Here is a 21,917-nt window from a genome sequence, read left to right on the forward strand (position 1 = left end):
CTTCTGCGTGATGCCCGGCAGGGGAACCGCCCTGTGACTCCCCCCACCCGGCACGGACGCGTCGCCCGGTACAGGTCGGCACGGCGCGGGGGCTCCCGACCCCACCGATGCGACGTGCTGGAGGCATCCTCGCACCTGCCACCGACAACCCGCCCCCGGGGCGGCCGGAAGTGATCTTGAATGGTCGGCTGTGGACGCAAAAGTGCCTGGTTGAGCATGCCTTCGGAACATGCCCGGCAACCGTCTCGCCTCCGGAAGCGTCTTCTTTCGGACAGACCGGACCCACCGGGGCCCGGCCCGGCGACGGCGCACGTCGGCGCCGGCGCCGGCACGGCACCGGCCCGCCCCCGGCGGTCCGCCGGCGGGTCACCGGAATCGGAATCGGGCTGTGGACGACCGGTCGGTACCCCGTTCGGCGGCACTAAAGTGGGTCGGACACCCGGACGGGTCACAACAGAGAACAGGGACCCCGGGAGCATCACCGGATCACCCCAGGACCACGATCAGCAGGGAGCGCGTGACGTGCGGCCTATCGGCAGCAAGTACCTGCTCGAGGAGCCGCTCGGCCGCGGCGCCACGGGCACCGTCTGGCGAGCCCGCCAGCGGGAGACGGCGGGCGCCGAGGCGGCCGTGCCCGGCCAGCCCGGCGAGACCGTCGCGATCAAGGTCCTCAAGGAGGAACTGGCCAACGACGCGGACATCGTGATGCGCTTCCTGCGCGAGCGGTCCGTGCTGCTCCGGCTCACCCACCCCAACATCGTGCGCACCCGCGACCTGGTCGTCGAGGGCGATGTCCTCGCGCTCGTCATGGACCTCGTCGAGGGCCCCGACTTGCACCGGTACATCCGGGACAGCGGCCCGCTCACCCCGGTCGCCGCCGCCCTCCTGACCGCCCAGATCGCCGACGCGCTCGCCGCCAGCCACGCCGACGGCGTCGTCCACCGCGACCTGAAGCCGGCCAACGTCCTGCTCGCCGAGCAGGGCGGCCAGATGCACCCGATGCTCACCGACTTCGGCATCGCGCGCCTCGCGGACTCCCCGGGCCTGACCCGCACCCACGAATTCGTCGGCACCCCCGCGTACGTGGCGCCGGAGTCCGCCGAGGGCCGTCCGCAGACCTCCGCCGTCGACATCTACGGCGCGGGCATCCTGCTCTACGAGCTGGTCACCGGCCGTCCCCCGTTCGCGGGCGGCACCGCCCTGGAGGTCCTCCACCGGCATCTCAGCGAGGAGCCCCGCAGGCCCTCGACCGTGCCCGGGCCGCTGTGGACGGTCATAGAGCGCTGCCTCAGCAAGGACCCGGAGCGGCGGCCGAGCGCGGTGAACCTCGCGCGCGGTCTGCGCGCGGTCGCCGCCGGCATCGGCGTGCACTCCACGCCCGCCCAGATCGAGGCGGCCGAGGGCGTCGGCGCGCTGCTCGCCCCGGACCCGGCGCCCGCGCCGGTCCCGCAGACCCCCGACGCGGGGGCCGCCGACCCCACCCAGGTGCTGCCCAGCGGTGCCGGGATGCCGCCGCAGTACGACCCCGCCGGCGCGACCAGCGTCATGCCGACCAGCGGCACGGCGGGCGCCGCCGACCCGACGGCCGTCATGCCCCCCGTACCGCCGCAGCCGCCGCAGTCCGGGCAGGGCGCGCAGTCCGAGGAGCCGCACCCCTGGCAGAGCCAGCTCCGCGCGGCCCGCGACCGCAACGAGCAGACGCAGGTGCAGTACCTGGACCCGAGCCAGGACCCGCTGCGCCGCCGTCCGCAGCGGCAGCAGCCCCCGCAGGACCAGCGGCCCGGCCAGTACGGGCAGCAGGGCCAGCCGGGGCAGCAGGGCCGGTACGGGCAGCAGCCGCCTCAGCCGTACCAGCAGCAGCGTCCCGCGCAGCAGCGGCCGCAGCAGCCGTACCCGCCGCAGCATCAGCAGCAGCACCAGCCGCAGCAGTACGCGCCGCCGCCCGCCCCGCAGCAGTACGCGCCGCCCCAGCAGCAGTACACCCCGCCGCAGCCGCCGCCCCAGGCCCCGGCCCCGCGCGAGCCGCGTCCGCCGCGTCAGCGCAGTGCCAACCCGGTGCGGATCCCCGGCCTCGGCTGCCTCAAGGGCTGCCTGGTCATGATCGTGCTGTTCGTGGTCGCCGGCTGGCTCGTCTGGGAGCTGACCCCGCTCCAGGACTGGATCGCCGAGGGCAAGGGCTACTGGGAGGCCATCGGTGACGGCATCTCGAAGGTGACCGACTGGTTCTCCAAGATCGGCGAGGCCACCGACTCCACCGGTGCTACCGGCGGTACGACCGGGCAGTGACGGCCCGGGACCACGTAATACTGCCGATTTATCGACTTCCGAGGGGTGATTTCCCCTCGGAAGTGACGTCCGGCGGCTGCGGACGCGTAACTTTGCACGCGAACCGCAGCCGCTGAGGGAGCAGTCTTGGCACGGAACATCGGCAGCCGCTACACCACCCACCAGATCCTGGGGCGGGGCAGTGCAGGGACGGTGTGGCTCGGCGAGGGGCCCGAGGGTCCCGTCGCCGTCAAACTGCTGCGCGAGGACCTGGCCTCCGACCAGGAGCTCGTCGGCCGCTTCGTCCAGGAGCGGACCGCCCTGCTCGGGCTCGACCACCCCCGCGTGGTCAAGGTCCGCGACCTCGTCGTCGACGGCAACGACCTGGCCCTCGTCATGGACCTCGTGCGCGGCACCGACCTGCGCACCCGGCTCGACCGGGAACGCAGGCTCGCCCCCGAGGCCGCCGTCGCGATCGTCGCCGACGTCGCCGACGCCCTCGCGGCCGCGCACGCCGCCGGGATCGTCCACCGGGACGTCAAGCCGGAGAACATCCTGCTCGACATGGAGGGACCGCTCGGGCCCGGCGGCGCGCACCCCGCCCTGCTCACCGACTTCGGCGTGGCCAAGCTGATCGATACTCCGGGCCGCACCAAGGCCACCCGGATCATCGGCACCCCCGACTACCTCGCCCCCGAGATCGTCGAGGGCCTCCCGCCGCGCGCCGCCGTCGACATCTACGCCCTCGCGACCGTCCTGTACGAGCTGCTCGCCGGCTTCACCCCCTTCGGCGGCGGCCACCCCGGCGCCGTGCTGCGCCGCCACGTCACCGAGACCGTCGTCCCGCTGCCCGGCATCCCCGAGGAGCTGTGGCAGCTGATCGTGCAGTGCCTGGCCAAGGCCCCGGCCTCCCGGCTGCGCGCCTCCGAGCTCGCCAGCCGCCTCAAGGACGTCCTCCCGCTGCTCAAGGGCATCCCGCCGCTCGACGTGGACGAGCCGGACGCGGAGCCGGCGCCGGAGCCGTACGAGGAGGACACGTACCCGGCCGGTACGGGCGCGGGGGAGCCCGGCCCGCGCCGGGCCGCCGTCCCGCTCGTCCCCGGCGCCTCCGCCGACTCCAACCGCGACACCCATACCTCCATGCGGGTCCCGGCCCCCGACGAGCTCTCCGGCGGTCCCCTGGGCACGGCCCGCGCCCCGCGCCCCGCGGGGGCCCGCAGACCCGGCTCGGCCCGGCACAAGGCCGAGGCGGTCCGCAAGCGCCGGATCACCCTGACCATCGCGGCGGTGGTGGTCGCCGGAGCCCTCGGCGCGGGCGGCTACCTGGCGGCATCAGGGGACGCCGACACCCCGCCGCAGGACTCCAAGCAGTCCTCACTGCCGTAACACCGGCGGCGAGCCGTTACGCTGGACGCGTGGCAGTCGTCGATGTATCCGAAGAGCTGAAGTCCCTCTCCTCGACCATGGGGTCGATCGAGGCCGTCCTGGACCTCGAGAAGCTGAGGGCCGACATCGCCGTGCTCGAAGAGCAGGCCGCGGCCCCGTCCCTGTGGGACGACCCGGAGGCGGCGCAGAAGATCACGAGCAAGCTTTCGCACCTGCAGGCCGAGGTCCGCAAGGCCGAGACCCTGCGCGGGCGCATCGACGACCTCGCGGTGCTCTTCGAGCTCGCCGAGGAGATGGACGACCCGGACACCCTCGCCGAGGCCGAGACGGAGCTCACCTCCGTCCGCAAGGCCCTCGACGAGATGGAGGTCCGCACCCTCCTCTCCGGCGAGTACGACGAGCGCGAGGCCCTGGTCAACATCCGCGCCGAGGCCGGTGGCGTCGACGCCTCCGACTTCGCCGAGCGGCTCCAGCGCATGTACCTGCGCTGGGCGGAGCGCCACGGCTACTCGACCGAGATCTACGAGACCTCGTACGCGGAGGAGGCCGGCATCAAGTCGACCACCTTCGTGGTGAAGGCGCCGTACGCCTACGGCACGCTCTCCGTCGAGCAGGGCACCCACCGTCTGGTCCGCATCTCGCCCTTCGACAACCAGGGGCGCCGTCAGACCTCCTTCGCCGGTGTCGAGATCCTGCCGGTCGTCGAGTCCTCGGACCACGTCGAGATCGACGAGTCCGAGCTGCGCGTCGACGTCTACCGCGCCTCGGGCCCCGGCGGTCAGGGCGTCAACACGACCGACTCGGCGGTGCGCATCACGCACCTCCCGACCGGCATCGTCGTCTCCTGCCAGAACGAGCGCTCGCAGATCCAGAACAAGGCGAGCGCCATGAACGTCCTCCAGGCCAAGCTCCTCGAGCGTCAGCGCCAGGAGGAGCGGGCCAAGATGGACGCCCTGAAGGACAGCGGCAGCTCCTGGGGCAACCAGATGCGCTCGTACGTCCTGCACCCGTACCAGATGGTCAAGGACCTCCGTACGGAGTTCGAGGTCGGCAACCCGCAGTCCGTCCTGGACGGCGAGATCGACGGCTTCCTCGAGGCGGGCATCCGCTGGCGCAAGCAGCAGGAGAAGTAACCCCGGAACACGGCACGTTCGGGCCCCGCACCGTCATGGTGCGGGGCCCGTCGTCGTTGTGGGCGGTGGCCTCCGTCCGGTCAGCGGATTCGCTGACGCAAGCGGAAACAGGGCCTTCGGGGAGCTTTGTCGACAAGGGAACTGGCCGCGTGGGGCCTGGAGTTCTGGGTTTACGTCACAGTTGCATCGTCGTATGTGGGACACGTGGTGATCTTTCGGGCATCGCACGCGCAACGACCTTGACGCTTCATCGGAAACTCGGAAGGGTGGCGTACTGGCATGCGCATTTCTGGGGCGCGTGCGAACGGGGGCGGGCCCAGCAGTGAGCCGCCTCTGTCGCGTGCCCCGAGCGCTGCCCCATGACGAGATGAGCTACTGGGGGTAGCAGCCAGATGACCAAGCAGATACGCGTCCGTATCGCGCGCATCGCCGCCGGTGCGGTGATCGCGGCCGGTGCGTCGCTGACGGCGGCGGGTGCGGCGCAGGCCGTGGACATGTTCGGTGAGCCGGACCCGACGCCCACCTGCATCCCGGGAACTGCCGGGTGCGAGGTGACGACTCCTCCGACCACCGAGCCGCCCACGACGGAGCCTCCGACCACGGAGCCTCCGACCACGGAGCCGCCCACCACCGAGCCTCCGACCACGGAGCCTCCGACCACCGAGCCGCCCACGACGGAGCCTCCGACCACGGAGCCCCCGACCACGGAGCCGCCCACCACCAAGCCGCCGGTCACCGAGCCGCCGACGACGGAGCCGCCGGTCACCGAGCCGCCGACCGAGCCGGAGCCGGGCGACACGGACGGTCCGGGCCAGACCGAGGCGCCGACCACCCCGGGTGACGACAACACCGACAACGGTGACGCCGGCACCTGCACCGTCGACCTCGACGGCGCCGAGTGCGTGGACAGCGGCAACAGCAACACCGACACCAACAACGCCGGCTCGCAGCCCGTGCAGCAGGGTCAGGCGAAGGAGGAGCTCGCCGAGACCGGTGCGGCCGAGACCTCGTTCCTGATCATCGGCGCCGCGACCATGATCGCCGGTGGCATCGGCTTCCGCATGCTGCCGCGTCTCGTCGGCGGTGGCCGCGCCGCCGTCTGATCCCACCGTGTGTGTGGATCCGTACGGCGTATGACGTACAGAGCATGAGGAAGGGCCGGGGAGATGCTCCCCGGCCCTTCCTCATGGCTCCGGCTCGTGTGGACGCCGCACGGTCCCGCTAGACCGTACGGACCGCCGCGAGCAGGGCGATCGCAGCCAGCAGGGCGATCGCCAGTGTCAGCAGCATCGCGGGCGAGAGACCACCCTGCGGGGTCAGTCGCTCCCGGTTCGCGCGGCAGACGGGGCAGCGGCCCTCGGCGACCGGGGCCGCGCAGTTGGCGCACACCAGTCGGTCGTAGGTCATACGCTCTCCTCCTCCCGCACCGGGCTTCACCGGGACAACGTCCGACGGTGTCCGGACGTTCCCCCTACCACTCTGCCAGCTCGACGGCGTTTCGGCGCGCCCCACCGGATCGCGACCGATTCGTCCGCGAGGGCGAAAAGGATAAACGTCGCAAGCCGGAACCGCGACTGCGCGGGTCTTCCCCGGTCGCGTAAGGTCACGCACACCTACTCCCGGCCGACCGTGGTGCATCCGTGATCCGATTCGACAACGTCTCCAAGTCCTATCCGAAGCAGAACCGCCCCGCGCTCCGGGATGTATCCCTGGAGATCGAGAAGGGGGAGTTCGTCTTCCTCGTCGGTTCGTCCGGCTCCGGAAAGTCGACTTTCCTGCGGCTGCTCCTCCGTGAGGAGCGCGCCAGTCAAGGCCAGGTGCACGTCCTCGGCAAGGACCTGGCCCGGCTCTCCAACTGGAAGGTGCCGCACATGCGGCGTCAGCTCGGCACCGTCTTCCAGGACTTCCGCCTCCTTCCCAACAAGACCGTCGCCGAGAACGTGGCCTTCGCCCAGGAGGTCATCGGCAAGCCGCGCGGCGAGATCCGCAAGGCCGTGCCGCAGGTGCTCGACCTGGTCGGGCTCGGCGGCAAGGAGGACCGGATGCCGGGCGAGCTCTCCGGCGGTGAGCAGCAGCGCGTCGCCATCGCCCGGGCCTTCGTCAACCGCCCGATGCTGCTGATCGCCGACGAGCCCACCGGCAACCTCGACCCGCAGACCTCGGTCGGCATCATGAAGCTGCTCGACCGCATCAACAGGACAGGGACCACCGTCGTCATGGCGACCCACGACCAGAACATCGTCGACCAGATGCGCAAGCGCGTCATCGAGCTGGAGAAGGGCCGCCTCGTCCGCGACCAGGCCCGCGGCGTCTACGGTTACCAGCACTGAGCAGGTAGGGGACTCAACACACCATGCGCGCTCAGTTCGTGCTCTCCGAGATCGGCGTCGGTCTCCGGCGCAATCTCACGATGACGTTCGCCGTCATCGTCTCCGTGGCCCTCTCGCTCGCCCTGTTCGGCGGTGCGCTGCTCATGCGTGAGCAGGTCAGCACGATGAAGGACTACTGGTACGACAAGGTCAACGTCTCCATCTTCCTCTGCAACAAGGCCGACGCGGCCTCGGCGGCCAAGTGCGCCAAGGGTGCGGTCACGGCGCAGCAGAAGGAGCAGATCGAGGCCGATCTGAAGAAGATGACCATCGTCGACACCGTCATGCACGAGACGGCCGACGAGGCGTTCAAGCGGTACAAGGAGCAGTACGGCGACACCGCCATCGCCTCCGTCGTGACGCCGGACCAGATGCAGGAGTCGTTCCGGGTCAAGCTCAAGGACCCGGAGAAGTACAAGGTGGTCGCCACCGCCTTCGCCGGACGGGACGGCGTCGAGTCGGTCGCGGACCAGCGGGGCATCCTGCAGAACCTCTTCGACCTGATGAACGGCATGAACATCGCCGCCCTCGGCGTCATGGGGCTGATGCTGGTCATCGCGCTGATGCTGATCGTCAACACGGTCCGCGTCTCGGCCTTCAGCCGCCGCCGCGAGACCGGGATCATGCGGCTCGTCGGCGCGTCCAGCTTCTACATCCAGATGCCGTTCATCATGGAGGCGGCGTTCGCCGGACTCCTCGGCGGCGCGGTCGCCTGTGTCCTGCTGCTGGTCGGCCGGTACTTCCTCATCGACCACGGCATCGCGCTCGCGGAGAAGATGCAGCTCGTCAACTTCATCGGCTGGGACGCCGTCCTCGCCAAGCTGCCGCTGGTGATCGCCATCGGGCTCCTGATGCCCGCCGTGGCCGCCTTCATCGCGCTGCGCAAGTACCTGAAGGTGTGAGAAGACACCACTGACGGTGAAGGGCGTCGTACGGGCAAAGCCCGTGCGGCGCCCTTGCCTTGTCCTAGAGTGGGCGCCATGCCGGCCGGCACCGACCATCTCTGTATCCGGCCCCGCGGAGTGCTCCGTGGGGCCGTTCTGACGTTGGTCTTCACCGGGGTCCTGGCCACCGCCGCCGCCACCGGCTCGCTGCCCCGGCAGGAGACCGCCGCCGGGCGCACGGGGGCGACCCTGCGCGCGGGTGAGGGGTCCCGGGACTCCGCGACGGTCGACAGCGCCGCCCTGAACCGGGCCGCGGCCGACGCGATGGCGGACGGCAAGTCGGGCAAGCAGGCGGCCGAGGAGTTCGTCAGCCGCAGCGGAGACCGCTGGGGCGCGGTGTACGACAAGAGGGAGTACGCCGAGTTCGAGCAGGCCCTGGACGGCACCTACACCGGCGTGGGGCTCTCCGCCGGCCGGGCAGGCGAGGGCGGGGTCCGGGTGACCCGGGTGCAGCGCGGCGGCCCCGCCGAGCGGGCCGGGCTCCGCACCGGCGACCGGCTCGTCTCCGTCGACGGCCGCCCGGTCGACGGGCTCTCGGTCTCCGAGGTCGTCGCGCTCCTGCGCGGCGAGGGCGTACCCGGCTCCACCGTCGCCCTCCGGGTCGCGCGCGGCCGCGCGGCCTGGACCCAGACCCTGCACCGGGCCAGGCTCGCCACGGACCCGGTCACCGTCCGCCGCCTCGACGACGGGACCCTGCTGATCCGGGTCGCCGCCTTCACCAAGGGCGCGGGCACGCGCGTGCGGGACGCGGTACGGGCCGCCCCGGCCGGCGCCGGCGTCCTCCTGGACCTGCGGGGCAACTCCGGCGGCCTGGTCGCCGAGGCCGCCGTGGCTGCCTCCGCGTTCCTCGACGGCGGTCTGGTCGCCACGTACGACGTGGAGGGCGAGCAGCGCGCCGTGTACGCGGAGGGCGGCGGCGACACCGGGAGGCCCCTGGTGGCCCTGATCGACGGCGGCACGATGAGCGCGGCCGAGCTGCTCACCGGCGCCCTCCAGGACCGGGGCCGGGCCGTGACGGTCGGCTCGCGCACCTTCGGCAAGGGTTCGGTCCAGATGCCGAGCGCCCTGCCGGACGGCTCCGTGGCCGAGCTGACCGTCGGTCACTACCGCACCCCGGCCGGTCACGCCGTCGACGGCCGGGGCATCACCCCCGACCTGTCCGCGGGGGAACGGGCGGAGGAACGGGCGAAGACGGTATTGAGTGGCCTCGGAGGGGGCTCGTAGTGCGAAAATGGCCGCACTATGGCAAAGGGACTCGTGAACGTGCAGGGCAAGCCTGCGAAGAAGAACCAGGACAAGGCGCCCGAGCGCAAGATCATCGCGCAGAACAAGAAGGCGCGCCACGACTACCACATCGTCGACACCTACGAGTGCGGTCTGGTGCTCATGGGCACCGAGGTGAAGTCGCTGCGGATGGGCCGCGCCTCGCTGGTCGACGGCTTCGTGCAGATCGACCGGCACGAGGCGTGGTTGCACAACATCCATGTGCCCGAGTACATGCAGGGCAGCTGGACCAACCACTCGGCGAAGCGGAAGCGCAAGCTGCTGCTGCACCGCGAGGAGATCGACAAGCTGGAGGCGAAGTCGCAGGAGACGGGTCACACGATCGTGCCCCTCGCGCTGTACTTCCTGAACGGCCGGGTCAAGGTCGAGATCGCGCTCGCCAAGGGCAAGAAGGAGTTCGACAAGCGCCAGACCCTGCGCGAGCAGCAGGACACCCGCGAGACGAACCGGGCCATCGCGGCGGCCAAGCGCAGGCAGCGGGCGGCCAAGATCGCGTAGCGGCGCGGCGCGGTTCTGCGGAGCGGCGCGGCCACGGTTAATACGCTGGCGACAGCGCCCGTCGGTCACGTACGATGGGCCGTGCACACCCCGCAAGGGTGCGCACATTGAAAAATGAACATGGGGATGATCGGTTTCGACAGCGGATACCGATGCAGGGGAAGCGTGTCGAGGAAGCGGCAATGATCTCGTAAACCATATGTCGCAACCAATAATCGCCAACTCCAAGAGCGATAACTCCCGCTTCGCCCTCGCTGCCTAATTTTAGGTAACGACAAGAAGCCTCTGTGAGGAGCGTCAGCCCGGGGGTGGTCCCGACCCGGATCCTGGCGTCATTTAGGGATCTAAACCTCTCACCCCGGTCACGGGGGTGAGGGGGAAATCAAACAGTGACTGAGCCCGTCGGAGACTTGTCCGTGTGATCTCCGGGGCTGAGAAACTCGTAGCGGACTGCGCACGGAGAAGCCCTGTTTCCGTACCGTTGGACGCGGGTTCGATTCCCGCCATCTCCACCGAGCGTCCGAGAGGTTCGCCTCCTCGGACACCTCATCCCATGTGGGCGAAGGCCCGGCAGTCATCCGACTGCCGGGCCTTCGTCATGCCCGGCCGCCCACTCTGGTCGCCGCGCAGAGCGCCAGGGCCGTGGCGGCCGCGGTGGCCGGCACCAGGAAGCCGAACGAGGCGAACGGGGCGTGGTCGGCCGCCCAGCCGCCGGTGGCGGAGCCGGCCGCGATGCCGCCGAGCAGGGCGGTCACGGCCAGCGTCATGCCCTCGTTGAGCTGGGACGCCGGCGTCAGACGCTGCACCAGGCCCATGCCCGTCACCATCGTCGGTGCCGTCGCCATGCCCGCCACGAGGAGCCCGGCGGCGAGGGCGGGCAGCGAGCCGGTCGAGGCGGCGAGCAGCGGCATCGTCATCAGGACGGCCATCGCGGCCAGGCAGGTGCCGAGCCGGACGGTGCGGTGGGCGCGGCCGTAGAGGAGGCCCGCCGCGCAGGAGCCCGCCGCCTGGAGGGCCAGCACCGGACCGGCGACGGGGCCGTCCACGTACGCCACGGTCACCACCTCCATGGAGCCGAAGACCGCGCCGGTGGCGAGGAAGACCGCCAGGAGCGGGGCCATGCCGGGGACCCGCAGCGGGGAGCCCGCGGCGGTACGGGGGGAGACCGGCGGCTCGGTGGAGCGCTGGGCGGCGAAGATCAGGACGCCGCCGAGGAACAGGGCGGCGCCGACGAGGGTGCCGGCCTCGGGGAAGAGCGTGGAGCAGAGCAGCGCCGCGACGACCGGGCCGAGCATGAAGCAGAGCTCGTCGGTGGCCTGCTCGAAGGCGTTGGCGGTGTGGAGGGCGTCCCGGTCGCCCTTGAGGAGGTGGGCCCAGCGGGCCCGGGACATGCCACCCGTGTTGGGTGAGGTGGCGGTGAGCGCGGTGGTGGCGAACAGGGCCCAGACGGGCGCCTTCTCGTGGACGCAGAGCAGCAGCGTCAGATGGCCCAGGACGGCGTAGGCGGTGGCGGGGACCGCGATCCGCGCCTGGCCGTACCGGTCGACGAGCCGGGCGATCCAGGGGGCGGTGAGGGCCCCGGCGGCCATGCCGGTGGCGGTCACCCCGCCCGCGAGGGCGTACGAGTCGTAGGCCGCCGCGATCATGATCACGGCGCTGACGCCGAACATGCCCATGGGCAGCCGGGCGATCAGATTGCCGACGATGAAGCCGCGGGCACCGGGGACGGTGAAGAGGTGGAGGTAGGAGTTGCGGGGGGTTTGGGTTTGGGCGGGGATGGGGGTGGGGCTGTGGGCGGGGCTGTGAGTGTCGGCGGGGCGGCTGAGGGTGGCGGTGGGTTGGTCGCGGTAGCGGGGGGCGAGGGCCGGGCCCGCCGGCGTGAGGGTGAGCTCCGGTTGCGGCATGGATCAAGGCTCGCGGGAGGGGGCCGGACGGGTCCAACACCTGTTCGGTGGCCATTCACGCAGCTGTGTTGTTAAATGCGGCGATGCCTTCCCCGATGTCCTCCCCGGCGCCTTCCCCCATGCCGGCGTCCCCCATGCCGGTGCCCGCCGCGTCGGTGTCCGCCGCGTCGGCGTCTCCGGTGTCCCCGGCGCCCGCCGTGCCGCGTGACATCGATCCCCGCCTCCTGCGCGCCTTCACCGCCGTCGCCGAGGAACTGCACTTCACCCGCGCCGCCGCCCGCCGCTACGTCGCCCAGCAGGCCCTCAGCCGTGACATCCGGCGCCTGGAGCGCGAAGTGGGCGCCGAGCTCTTCGTACGGACCACCCGGCAGGTCTCCCTCACCCCGGAAGGCCAGCGTCTCCTCCCGTACGCGCTCCGGGTGTTGGCCGCGCACGACGAGCTGACCGAGGCCTTCCGGGCCGCGCCCCGGCCGCTCCTCGTCGACCTCAACAGCCCCGGCCTCGCCCCCGAGGACGTGCTGCGCAGAGCCCGCGAACTCGCCCCGGACCAAGAACTGATGGCCCGCTACGAGAGCGGACTCACCGGTGCCGTACGGGAGATGCTCGCCGGTCGGCTCGACACCTCCTTCGGACGGTACGGCGGGCTCGACTCCGGACTGCGGGCCCGGCTCGACTCCCAGTTCGTGCGGTACGAGCGGATGGCCGTGATCCTCCCCGACGACCACCCGCTCGCCGACCTGACCGAGGTGCCGCTCGCCGCTCTCGCCGGGGAACGGATCTACGCGGGCGCGGGGAACGACCGCACGCCCGAGTGGACCGACCTCGCCGCCCGGCTCTTCGCCGGACGCGGCATCGAGATCGCCCCGCCCGCGCCGCTCGCCGTCGGCAAGGAGGAGTTCCGCCGCATCATGGCCAAGCACCGCAACCCGGTGCTCGCCGTCGTCGACTTCCCGCCCATGCCGGGCTGTGTGCTGCGACCGCTCGTCGACCCCGTACCCCTGTCACCCGTGAGCCTGGTGTGGCGCAAGGGGCTGCGCCATCCCGGTCTCGACGCCCTGCGGACCGCGGCCGCCGAGATCGGCGCCAGGGAGGGCTGGCACGCCCGCCCGGCCGGGTCCTGGCTGCCGGAGGGGGAACCGGGGCTGCCGGGTGCCTGAGGGCGGCTGCCCGGGGCGGCACGCATCGGGACCCGGCCAGGTCCACTGGTAGGACCCGGCGAGTGAGCCGAAGGGGCGCGCCGGGGGGACAGGGCCGAGCGCGCGGAGCCTCCCGAGGAACGAGGGAGGCGAGCACGGGCGGCCCTGTTCCCCCGGCTTCAGCGCCCCGGAGGCGAGCCGAGCCCGGAGAAAGGGGGGGCGCTCACAGGGGCTACGCGCTCCGGGTGAGAGCAAGGTTCCGTTGACGTCACCTCGCGGCACCGCGCCGAAACGCGGCCTCCCTAGCGTCGGGGGCAGGTGGACCGGGGCTGTGGACGCCCCAGGACCCGACACCCGCGGAGGTACGACATGGGCGGCCGGTGGATCGAGCAGTGGGAGCCGGAGGACGAGACCTTCTGGCGCGAGAAGGGGGAGCGGATCGCGCGGCGGAACCTGCTCTACTCCGTCATCTCCGAGCACATCGGGTTCTCCATCTGGAGCCTGTGGTCGGTCATGGTGCTCTTCATGGGGCCGCAGTACGGCGTCGACCCGGCCGGCAAGTTCTTCCTGATCGGGACCGCGACCTTCGTCGGCGCGCTGATCCGCATCCCGTACACCTTCGCCGTCGCCCGCTTCGGCGGCCGCAACTGGACGGTCTTCAGCGCCCTGTTGCTCCTGGTGCCCACCGGCTTCGCGTTCGCGGTGATGGAGCCCGGCACCTCGTACACCACCTTCGTCCTGGTGGCGGCGCTCACCGGCGTCGGAGGCGGCAACTTCGCCTCCTCGATGACCAACATCAACGCCTTCTTCCCGCTGCGGAAGAAGGGCTGGGCGCTCGGGCTCAACGCCGGCGGCGGCAACATCGGCGTCCCCGTCGTCCAGCTCGTCGGCCTCCTCGTCATCGGTACGGCGGGCGCGATGCACCCGAGGATCGTGCTCGGCGTCTATCTGCCCCTGATCGTCATCGCCGCCGTCTGCGCCGCGCTCTTCATGGACAACCTCGCCCCCGTGAAGAACGACACCGGCGCCGCGAAGGAGGCCGTCCGGGCCCGCCACACCTGGATCATGGCCTTCCTGTACATCGGCACCTTCGGTTCCTTCATCGGCTACAGCTTCGCCTTCGGCCTGGTCCTCCAGACCCAGTTCGGCCGCACCCCGCTCCAGGCCGCCTCGCTCACCTTCATCGGCCCGCTGCTCGGTTCGCTCATCCGGCCGGTCGGCGGCTCCCTCGCCGACCGGCACGGCGGCGCCCGCATCACCCTGGGGACCTTCGCGGCGATGGCCCTCGCGACCGGTGTGGTCATCTACGCCTCGGTGATCGAGTCCCTCGCCGTCTTCCTCGTCGGCTTCATCGGACTCTTCGTCCTCAGCGGCCTCGGCAACGGCTCCACGTACAAGATGATCCCGGCGATCTTCCTCGCCCAGGGGCACCGCAAGGGCCTCGCCGGAGAGGTCGCCGAGGCCTACGGGCGGCGGCTCTCCGGTGCGGCGATGGGCCTCATCGGGGCCGTCGGCGCGCTCGGCGGCCTCGCCATCAACCTGGCCTTCCGCCAGTCCTTCCAGACCTCCGGCACCGGCACGGCGGCCTTCGTCGCCTTCCTGGCCTTCTACGGGGCCTGCATGGTCGTCACCTGGGCGGTATACCTTCGCGCTCCGGCCGCGGTCCCCTCCACGGTCCCGGAGGACGCCGGGGACGTCACCGAGCCGGAGCCCCGGCCCGGCTACGCGAAGGTGTGATGTCCGGTGCCCGGCGCGGACCGTAACGATCAGGAAATACGGGCGAACCGAGACCGTCACGCGTCCCCGTCAGGCTCTGACCCCATGGACGAGCAGCAAGAACACGGCCCCGCCGGGCCCCTCGCCGGCTTCACGGTCGGCGTCACCGCGGCGCGGCGCGCGGACGAACTCATCGCGCTGCTGCGCCGGCGGGGCGCGGCCGTCGTCCACGGACCCGCCCTGCGGATCGTGCCCCTCGCGGACGACACCGAACTCCTCGCCGCCACCAAGGAACTCATCGGCCACGCCCCGGACATCGTCGTCGCCACGACGGCGATCGGCTTCCGGGGCTGGGTCGAGGCGGCGGAGGGCTGGGGATGCGGGGAGGAGCTCCTCGCCGTGCTGCGCGACGTCGAGCTGCTCGCCCGGGGACCCAAGGTCAAGGGAGCCGTACGCGCCGCCGGGCTCACCGAGTCCTGGTCGCCCGGCTCGGAGTCCATGGCCGAGGTCCTCGACCGGCTCCTCGGCGAGGGGGTGGCGGGCCGGCGGATCGCGCTCCAGCTGCACGGGGAGCCGCTGCCCGGCTTCGTGGAGGCGCTCACGGCCGGCGGCGCGGAGGTCGTCGGCGTCCCCGTCTACCGCTGGATGCCGCCGGAGGACATCGGACCGCTCGACCGGCTCCTCGACGGGGTCCTGTCCGGGGGCCTGGACGCGGTCACCTTCACCAGCGCGCCCGCCGCGGTGTCGCTGCTGTCGAGGGCCGCGGAGAAGGGCGTACGGGCCGAACTCGTCGCCGCGCTCAGGCACGACGTCCTCGCGGTGTGCGTGGGGCCCGTGACGGCGCTCCCGCTCCAGGCCGAGGGCATCGACACGTACGCGCCGGAGCGGTTCCGGCTCGGGCCGCTCGTCCAGCTGCTCTGCAGGGAGCTGCCGGCCCGCTCGCGGGTCCTGCCCGTGGCGGGCCACCGGGTGGAGGTCCGCGGGCACGCCGTCCTCGTCGACGGCCTCCTGCGGCCCGTCCCGCCCGCCGGAATGGCCCTCCTCGGGCTCCTCGCCCGCCGGCCCGGCTGGGTGGTCTCCCGCGCGGACCTGCTGCGCGCGCTGCCGGGCGCGGGCCGGGACGAGCACGCGGTGGAGACGGCGATGGCGCGCCTGCGGGCGGCCCTGGGCACGCCGAAGCTGATCCAGACCGTCGTCAAGCGCGGGTACCGGCTGGCGCTCGACCCGGTGGCCGAGGCCAAGTACGACGACGGGTAGGGCGGTTGGCGTCGGGCGGGGCGATCGGCGTCCGGTGGTACGGCGATCGGCATCGGCGCGTACGGCGATCGGTGTCCGGGGACGTCCGATCCGGTGTCCGATCCCGGGAGGGCGGGGGCGGAGCGAGGCCGGGGCGCGCCGCGGACACGGGAGGATCACACTGGAGAGTGGTGACCCTCCCGGACCGACCAGAGGAGGGATCCGGATGGTCCATCCCGGAGAACCCGTTGCCATTCCGGCCGACGCGTACGACGCACTCGAATCCCTGCGGGCCGCCTACGCCCGACTGCTCCCCGCCGAAGCGGCCTTCGGTGTCGGGCTGAAGAGGATCGGCGACGGCTACGTCGTCGAGCCCTCCCTGATCGTCTATCTCCCCGAGAAGCTCCCGGCCGACCGGCTCCCGTCCGACGCGGTGGTCCCGGCGCACTGGGAGGGGTACGCGACGGACGTGGTCGAGAGCCGCCCCGAGCCGGTGGCGCTCGTCAACGACACGAGCTTCGTCGACCCGCCGCGGGGCGGCCTCGACATCGGTTGGGAAGACCCCTTCGAGGTGCACGTCGGAACGCTGGGCTGCGTGGCGCAGCGGCGCGGCGACGGGGCGAGACGGCTGCTCACGGCCAACCACGTCACCCCCGCCCCCGGAATCCAGATGTTCCAGCCGCACCCGCAGACCGCGCAGACCGCGCTCCTCGGCACCGTCGAGTCCCAGGGGACGGACTGGGACGCCGCCCTGCTCGTCACGGACCCGGGACGGGGCGTTCCCGCCTGCTCGGTGGTGGACGTCGGACCGCTCCGGGGCTCGTCCCCCGTGACCGTGGGGACCCCCGTCAGAAAGCGCGGCCGTACGACGGGTCTCACCCTCGGTTTCGTGGTGGCCCACATCCCCGACCCGCCCGGCCTGGTCGGGGAGGCCCGGATCCGGATCGACACCTTCCCGCCCGGCGGGCTGTTCGTGTGGCACGGTGACTCGGGATCCGTCGTGGTCAACCTCTCCGACGAGGTCGTGGGGCTGCTGGTCCAGGCGGACAACATGCAGACGGACGCGAACGGCAACCCGACCGCGGCCGTCGGAATGGCCCTCCCCGTCGCGCCGGTCCTCGACGAGCTGTCCATCGAGATCGGGGTGAGTCCGCCGGTGATCTCCCGGATCAGTCCCGACACCGCGCTGGGCGTGCTCGCGGTGGGCGGCAAGGCCGAGATCGACGGGGCCGGGTTCGACGCGGGGACCAGGGTCACCTTCAACGGCGTCGACGCGCTGAGCGTCGTCCCCGCCTCTCCCCACAGGCTGGTGGTGATCCCGCCGCTCCTGGGGATCCTCGGGACGGTGCCCGTCGTCGTGACGAACGCGCTCGGCGAGTCGTCTGCGGAGGGAAGCTTCACGTACTAGTGCGGCGGGAGGCTTCACGTACCAGTGCGGCGGGAGACCTCGCGAACGGGAGCCTCCCCTGCCGATGAGGGGCGCTCACGGGGCGGCCCGTCCGCCCCGTACTCGATCTCGCCTGACACGGTGCCTTCCGGTGGCGTACGCTCGACGGCTGCCCAGTGCACGTCAGAAGGGGGCCTTAGGTGGCCGCGCAGGAAGCCGTGGACACGGTCAGAGACCGTGAGATCGGTGTCGAGCAGGAACATCTGGATCACGTCTACCGCCGACTGGAGGAGAAGATCCACGAGGCGGAGTTCCTGATGAACGACGCCGCCCAGCGGGGCCAGGTCGGCACGCCCGGCGCGCTCGCCGAGCGCGATGCCCAGGTCTTCCGGGCCGGCATCCACCTCAACCGGCTCAACAACGAGTTCGAGGACTTCCTCTTCGGCCGGATCGATCTGCTGTACGGCAAGGACGGCAAGAAGGGGCCGGACGGGGCCTACACCTCCGTCGAGCCCGCCGAGGACGCCGTACGGCCCGACAACACCGCCGAGATCGGCGAGACCCTCCACATCGGCCGGATCGGCGTCCTCGACTCCGACTACGCGCCGCTGGTCATCGACTGGCGCGCACCCGCCGCCGCGCCCTTCTACCGGTCCACGCCGGTCGATCCGGGCCGGGTCGTACGGCGCAGGGTCATCCGCTCCAAGGGCCGCCAGGTCCTCGGTGTCGAGGACGACCTGATGCGTCCCGAGCTCCGGGCCACCCTGGACGGGCGCGAGCTGCCCGTCATCGGCGACGGCGCCCTGATGGCCGCCCTCGGGCAGGCCCGCAGCCACACCATGCGGGACATCGTGTCCTCCATCCAGGCCGAGCAGGACCTCGTCATCCGCGCGCCCGCCGCGTCCGTCACGTACGTGGAGGGCGGGCCGGGCACCGGCAAGACCGCCGTGGCCCTGCACCGGGCCGCCTACCTGCTCTACCAGGACCGCAGGCGGTACGCGGGCGGCATCCTGATCGTCTCGCCGACCCCGCTCCTCGTCTCGTACACCGAGGGGGTCCTGCCCTCCCTGGGCGAGGAGGGGCAGGTCGCCATCCGCGCGGTCGGCAGCCTCGTCGACGGTGCCGAGGCCACCGCCTACGACGACCCGGCCGTCGCCCGGATCAAGGGCTCCTCCCGGATGCTCCACGTGCTCCGCAAGGCCGCCCGCGGCGCCCTGGAGACCCCGCCGCCCAGGACCCAGCCCGAGCTGGGGGAGGAGGACGCTCCCGTCCCGGCGGGCACGCCGACGCGACTGCGGGTCGTCGCCTTCGGCCGCCGTCTGGAGCTGGAGGCCGACGAGCTGCGGCGCATCCGGCACAACGTCCTCGGCGGCACCGCCCCCGTCAACCTGCTGCGCCCGCGCGCCCGCCGGCTGCTCCTGGACGCGCTGTACGCCAAGTCGGGCGCGGTCGGCCGGCACAGCGACCCCGAGCTCGCCGCCGAACTGCGCTCCTCCTTCGACGAGGACGTGTCGACGGAGGACTCCTTCCTCGGGTTCCTCGACGCCTGGTGGCCCGAACTCACCCCGCGCCGGGTCCTCGACGCGATGGCCGACGAGCGCAGGCTGGGCCGCTGGGCCCGCCGCATCCTCAACCCGGGCGAGGTGCGCCGGCTCGCCCGCTCGCTGCGCCGCAGGGAGCTGTCCGTGCACGACGTGGCGCTCCTCGACGAGCTGCACACCCTGGTCGGGACCCCGGCCCGGCCCCGGAAGAAGCGCGAGTACGACCCGCTCGACCAGCTCACGGGCCTGGAGGAGCTCATGCCGGTACGGGAGGAGACCCAGCGCGAGCGGGCCGAGCGGCTCGCCGCGGAGCGCACCGAGTACGCGCACGTGATCGTCGACGAGGCGCAGGACCTCACGCCCATGCAGTGGCGGATGGTCGGGCGGCGCGGCCGGCACGCCACCTGGACGGTCGTCGGCGACCCGGCGCAGTCCTCCTGGTCGGACCCGGACGAGGCCGCGGCGGCCCGCGACGAGGCCCTCGGGTCCCGGCCGAGGCGCCGCTTCGAGCTGACCGTGAACTACCGGAACCCGGCCGAGATCGCCGAGCTCGCGGCCAAGGTGCTCGCCCTCGCCATGCCGGGCAAGGATTCGCCGCGCGCGGTCCGCTCGACGGGCGTCGAGCCCCGTTTCGTACGGGTCGGGGAGACGGCGGGGAAGCCCGATCTGGCTGAAACTGTTCGGTCCGAGGCGCGGCTGCTCCTGGAGCGGGTCGAGGGCACCGTCGGTGTCGTCGTCGCCATGAACCGGCGCCAGGAGGCGGCCCGCTGGCTCGCCGAGCTCGGCGACCGGGTGGTGGCGCTCGGCTCCCTCGAGGCGAAGGGCCTGGAGTACGACGCCACGGTCGTCGTCTCGCCCGCGGAGATCGCGGACGAGTCCCCGGCCGGACTGCGGGTCCTCTACGTGGCCCTGACCCGCGCGACGCAGCAGCTCACGGTGGTCGCGGCGGCGGCGGACATGCCGGACGAGGCGGGGGTCCCGGACCTGCTGAGGGACTGATGGGCGGCTGCTGAGGGACTGATTCCACGGAGCGGGAGACGCCGATTTCAGGTCAACCTGTGGCGCTGGAATCACCGACCAGGGTGGTTTGTTAGCCTTGTCGTGGCACCGGCTCGATCCAAGCCCCCGGGCCCAACCTTCGTCCCTCAGAGGGACCACTTGCCGCGAGGCGAGCATGGCGGGTCGGTGCCACTTAGACGTACGTACGAAGTTGAGGTCCCTGTCACCCCTGGTGACGGGGACCTCTTCTGTTTCCCGGGCACTTCTCGTATGGTGGAAACTACTTTCCGAAAACAAAATGACCGCATTACCTGCTACCGGCAGGTAGGTGCGACCATCGGAGGGCGCCGCCGGGCAACCAGCCGGGGCGGCGTAGCAACGAAGCTCAGGGAAAGCAGAGGAACTCGGCCATGGCAACGGCGCCCAGCGTCTCGTACTCGATGACGGTCCGGCTGGAGGTTCCCGCGAGCGGAACCGCGGTCTCCCAGCTCACCACGGCGGTGGAGTCCCACGGCGGATCCGTCACCGGCCTCGACGTGACCGCCTCCGGCCACGAGAAGCTCCGTATCGACGTCACCATCGCCGCGACCTCCACGGCGCACGCCGACGAGATCGTCGCGCAGCTGCGGACCATCGAGGGCGTCGTCCTGGGCAAGGTCTCCGACCGTACGTTCCTGATGCACCTCGGCGGCAAGATCGAGATGGCGTCCAAGCACCCCATCCGCAACCGTGACGACCTCTCCATGATCTACACCCCGGGCGTCGCCCGTGTGTGCATGGCGATCGCCGAGAACCCCGAGGACGCCCGCCGCCTCACCATCAAGCGCAACTCCGTCGCGGTCGTCACCGACGGCTCCGCCGTCCTCGGCCTCGGCAACATCGGCCCGATGGCCTCCCTGCCCGTCATGGAGGGCAAGGCCGCCCTCTTCAAGCGCTTCGCCGGCATCGACGCCTGGCCGATCTGCCTCGACACGCAGGACACCGACGAGATCGTCGCGATCGTCAAGGCCATCGCCCCCGGCTTCGCGGGCATCAACCTCGAGGACATCTCCGCGCCCCGCTGCTTCGAGATCGAGGCCCGGCTGCGCGAGGCCCTCGACATCCCCGTCTTCCACGACGACCAGCACGGCACCGCCATCGTCGTCCTCGCCGCCCTGACCAACGCGCTCCGCGTGGTCAACAAGGGCATCGGCGACGTACGGGTCGTCATGTCCGGTGCGGGCGCCGCCGGTACGGCCATCCTCAAGCTGCTCATCGCCGCGGGCGTCAAGCACGCCGTCGTCGCCGACATCCACGGCGTGGTGCACGCGGGCCGCGAGGACCTCGTCGACGCCGCGCCCGGCACCCCGCTGCGCTGGATCGCCGACAACACCAACCCCGAGGGCGTCACCGGCACTCTCAAGCAGGCCGTGGTCGGCGCGGACGTCTTCATCGGCGTCTCGGCCCCGAACCTGCTGGGCGCGGACGACGTCGCCGCGATGGCGGAGGGAGCGATCGTCTTCGCGCTCGCGAACCCCGACCCGGAGGTCGATCCGGCCGCCGCGCGCCAGACGGCCGCCGTCGTCGCCACCGGCCGCTCGGACTTCCCGAACCAGATCAACAACGTGCTGGTCTTCCCGGGTGTCTTCCGCGGTCTCCTCGACGCCCAGTCCCGTACCGTCAACACGGAGATGATGCTGGCGGCCGCCACGGCCCTCGCCGACGTCGTCACCGAGGACGAGCTGAACCCGAACTACATCATCCCGTCGGTCTTCAACGACAAGGTTGCGGGTGCGGTCGCCGGAGCCGTGCGCAACGCGGCCAAGGCGGCGGCCGGAAGCCCTGCGGCGACCGGGCGCTGACGGCGCGTCGCGATTCGCGGAGGCGTAAACCCGCCTTTAGGGTGGCTTTTCGGCTCCGCATGGTTTTCGCGGAGTCGACAGAACGTCACCACCACGGGGCTCTGGCGCTTTTCGTGTGACCCCAGGGGGTGCCGGATTGGCGTTCCCGCCGCTGGTGGGGGCAGGATGCGTGTTTGGGCGCGAGGGTCTGTCATTAGACCCGGGTCCGGGGACTGTCCGAAGGCCCTGGCAGCATCGGCTTCGCTGTACCCAATCACGCGGCTTCCGCCGCGTGGCAC

17 protein-coding genes and 1 other RNA gene are annotated in these 21,917 nt (G+C 71.8%); 15 read left to right on the plus strand and 3 right to left on the minus strand.

Features of this window, described 5'->3' with window-relative positions; translation table 11 throughout:
* Nucleotides 1–522 precede the first annotated feature (522 nt).
* From ACFQ79_RS08520 to ACFQ79_RS08535, 4 genes are all read left to right on the plus strand, one after another.
* Nucleotides 523–2,286, plus strand: coding sequence for a serine/threonine-protein kinase (locus ACFQ79_RS08520; protein WP_383580308.1), 1,764 nt, complete (start codon nt 523–525; stop codon nt 2,284–2,286).
* A gap of 126 nt (nt 2,287–2,412) precedes the next feature.
* On the plus strand, nt 2,413–3,651 hold the full coding sequence (locus ACFQ79_RS08525; RefSeq protein WP_383580311.1) for a serine/threonine-protein kinase: 1,239 nt from the start codon (nt 2,413–2,415) through the stop codon (nt 3,649–3,651).
* Between the two features lie 29 nt (nt 3,652–3,680).
* Nucleotides 3,681–4,784 (plus strand): peptide chain release factor 2, encoded by a 1,104-nt coding sequence (gene prfB, locus ACFQ79_RS08530; RefSeq protein WP_030324452.1) that lies wholly within the window; start codon nt 3,681–3,683, stop codon nt 4,782–4,784.
* 392 nt (nt 4,785–5,176) lie between these two features.
* The gene (locus ACFQ79_RS08535) at nt 5,177–5,887 is read left to right on the plus strand and encodes a hypothetical protein (protein WP_383580314.1); all 711 of its coding nucleotides are present in this window, start codon (nt 5,177–5,179) and stop codon (nt 5,885–5,887) included.
* A 118-nt stretch (nt 5,888–6,005) separates the two neighbouring features.
* On the opposite strand, the gene ACFQ79_RS08540 is transcribed toward ACFQ79_RS08535, so the two are convergent.
* On the minus strand, nt 6,006–6,191 hold the full coding sequence (locus tag ACFQ79_RS08540) for a hypothetical protein (RefSeq protein WP_030324454.1): 186 nt from the start codon (nt 6,189–6,191) through the stop codon (nt 6,006–6,008).
* Between the two features lie 233 nt (nt 6,192–6,424).
* Here ACFQ79_RS08540 and ftsE point away from each other — a divergent pair, with 233 nt between their 5' ends.
* The 5 genes from ftsE (at nt 6,425) to ssrA (ending at nt 10,394) form a co-directional block, all read left to right on the plus strand.
* The gene (ftsE, locus tag ACFQ79_RS08545) at nt 6,425–7,114 is read left to right on the plus strand and encodes a cell division ATP-binding protein FtsE (protein WP_030223113.1); all 690 of its coding nucleotides are present in this window, start codon (nt 6,425–6,427) and stop codon (nt 7,112–7,114) included.
* A 23-nt stretch (nt 7,115–7,137) separates the two neighbouring features.
* Nucleotides 7,138–8,055 carry a permease-like cell division protein FtsX gene (gene ftsX / locus ACFQ79_RS08550; protein WP_383580317.1) on the plus strand — a complete coding sequence of 306 codons (918 nt, stop codon included), beginning with the start codon at nt 7,138–7,140 and terminating at the stop codon, nt 8,053–8,055.
* Between the two features lie 78 nt (nt 8,056–8,133).
* A complete protein-coding gene (locus ACFQ79_RS08555; protein WP_383580320.1) occupies nt 8,134–9,321 on the plus strand; it encodes a S41 family peptidase in 1,188 nt (395 codons plus the stop codon).
* Between the two features lie 18 nt (nt 9,322–9,339).
* The gene (gene smpB, locus ACFQ79_RS08560; protein ID WP_383580323.1) at nt 9,340–9,879 is read left to right on the plus strand and encodes an SsrA-binding protein SmpB; all 540 of its coding nucleotides are present in this window, start codon (nt 9,340–9,342) and stop codon (nt 9,877–9,879) included.
* A gap of 122 nt (nt 9,880–10,001) precedes the next feature.
* Nucleotides 10,002–10,394: a transfer-messenger RNA gene (ssrA, locus tag ACFQ79_RS08565) on the plus strand.
* A gap of 81 nt (nt 10,395–10,475) precedes the next feature.
* Here ssrA and ACFQ79_RS08570 read toward each other — a convergent pair.
* Nucleotides 10,476–11,783, minus strand: coding sequence for an MFS transporter (locus ACFQ79_RS08570; protein ID WP_383580326.1), 1,308 nt, complete (start codon nt 11,781–11,783; stop codon nt 10,476–10,478).
* Between the two features lie 55 nt (nt 11,784–11,838).
* Nucleotides 11,839–11,994 (minus strand): hypothetical protein, encoded by a 156-nt coding sequence (locus tag ACFQ79_RS08575; protein WP_383580329.1) that lies wholly within the window; start codon nt 11,992–11,994, stop codon nt 11,839–11,841.
* Here ACFQ79_RS08575 and ACFQ79_RS08580 point away from each other — a divergent pair.
* The 6 genes from ACFQ79_RS08580 to ACFQ79_RS08605 all read left to right on the plus strand — a co-directional run bounded on the left by ACFQ79_RS08580 (nt 11,981) and on the right by ACFQ79_RS08605 (nt 21,639).
* Nucleotides 11,981–12,940: a LysR family transcriptional regulator gene (locus ACFQ79_RS08580; protein ID WP_383580332.1), complete on the plus strand. Its 960-nt coding sequence runs from the start codon at nt 11,981–11,983 to the stop codon at nt 12,938–12,940. The two genes, ACFQ79_RS08575 and ACFQ79_RS08580, sit on opposite strands and share 14 nt — an antisense overlap.
* Nucleotides 12,941–13,288: 348 nt before the next feature.
* The gene (locus ACFQ79_RS08585) at nt 13,289–14,656 is read left to right on the plus strand and encodes a nitrate/nitrite transporter (protein ID WP_383580335.1); all 1,368 of its coding nucleotides are present in this window, start codon (nt 13,289–13,291) and stop codon (nt 14,654–14,656) included.
* An 84-nt stretch (nt 14,657–14,740) separates the two neighbouring features.
* Nucleotides 14,741–15,892 carry a uroporphyrinogen-III synthase gene (locus ACFQ79_RS08590; protein ID WP_383580337.1) on the plus strand — a complete coding sequence of 384 codons (1,152 nt, stop codon included), beginning with the start codon at nt 14,741–14,743 and terminating at the stop codon, nt 15,890–15,892.
* A 205-nt stretch (nt 15,893–16,097) separates the two neighbouring features.
* Nucleotides 16,098–17,279 carry an IPT/TIG domain-containing protein gene (locus tag ACFQ79_RS08595; protein WP_383580339.1) on the plus strand — a complete coding sequence of 394 codons (1,182 nt, stop codon included), beginning with the start codon at nt 16,098–16,100 and terminating at the stop codon, nt 17,277–17,279.
* Nucleotides 17,280–17,458: 179 nt separating this feature from the next.
* Nucleotides 17,459–19,798 carry a HelD family protein gene (locus tag ACFQ79_RS08600; protein ID WP_383580342.1) on the plus strand — a complete coding sequence of 780 codons (2,340 nt, stop codon included), beginning with the start codon at nt 17,459–17,461 and terminating at the stop codon, nt 19,796–19,798.
* A 410-nt stretch (nt 19,799–20,208) separates the two neighbouring features.
* Nucleotides 20,209–21,639 (plus strand): NAD-dependent malic enzyme, encoded by a 1,431-nt coding sequence (locus ACFQ79_RS08605; protein WP_383580344.1) that lies wholly within the window; start codon nt 20,209–20,211, stop codon nt 21,637–21,639.
* The last annotated feature ends 278 nt before the right edge of the window (nt 21,640–21,917 follow it).

Origin of the sequence: Streptomyces sp. NPDC056480 (assembly GCF_042795405.1) — a bacterium.
Taxonomy (GTDB): Bacteria; Actinomycetota; Actinomycetes; order Streptomycetales; family Streptomycetaceae; genus Streptomyces.

What these genes read in the sequence shown, in the direction of transcription:
- ACFQ79_RS08605 (WP_383580344.1), top strand. Translation starts at nt 20,209, where the DNA reads ATGGCAACGGCGCCCAGCGTCTCGTACTCGATGACGGTCCGGCTGGAG.
- ACFQ79_RS08555 (WP_383580320.1), top strand. Translation starts at nt 8,134, where the DNA reads ATGCCGGCCGGCACCGACCATCTCTGTATCCGGCCCCGCGGAGTGCTC.
- ftsX (WP_383580317.1), top strand. Translation starts at nt 7,138, where the DNA reads ATGCGCGCTCAGTTCGTGCTCTCCGAGATCGGCGTCGGTCTCCGGCGC.
- ACFQ79_RS08575 (WP_383580329.1), bottom strand. Translation starts at nt 11,994, where the DNA reads ATGTCACGCGGCACGGCGGGCGCCGGGGACACCGGAGACGCCGACGCG.
- ACFQ79_RS08585 (WP_383580335.1), top strand. Translation starts at nt 13,289, where the DNA reads ATGGGCGGCCGGTGGATCGAGCAGTGGGAGCCGGAGGACGAGACCTTC.
- ACFQ79_RS08540 (WP_030324454.1), bottom strand. Translation starts at nt 6,191, where the DNA reads ATGACCTACGACCGACTGGTGTGCGCCAACTGCGCGGCCCCGGTCGCC.
- ACFQ79_RS08595 (WP_383580339.1), top strand. Translation starts at nt 16,098, where the DNA reads ATGGTCCATCCCGGAGAACCCGTTGCCATTCCGGCCGACGCGTACGAC.
- ACFQ79_RS08570 (WP_383580326.1), bottom strand. Translation starts at nt 11,783, where the DNA reads ATGCCGCAACCGGAGCTCACCCTCACGCCGGCGGGCCCGGCCCTCGCC.
- ACFQ79_RS08590 (WP_383580337.1), top strand. Translation starts at nt 14,741, where the DNA reads ATGGACGAGCAGCAAGAACACGGCCCCGCCGGGCCCCTCGCCGGCTTC.
- smpB (WP_383580323.1), top strand. Translation starts at nt 9,340, where the DNA reads ATGGCAAAGGGACTCGTGAACGTGCAGGGCAAGCCTGCGAAGAAGAAC.
- ACFQ79_RS08535 (WP_383580314.1), top strand. Translation starts at nt 5,177, where the DNA reads ATGACCAAGCAGATACGCGTCCGTATCGCGCGCATCGCCGCCGGTGCG.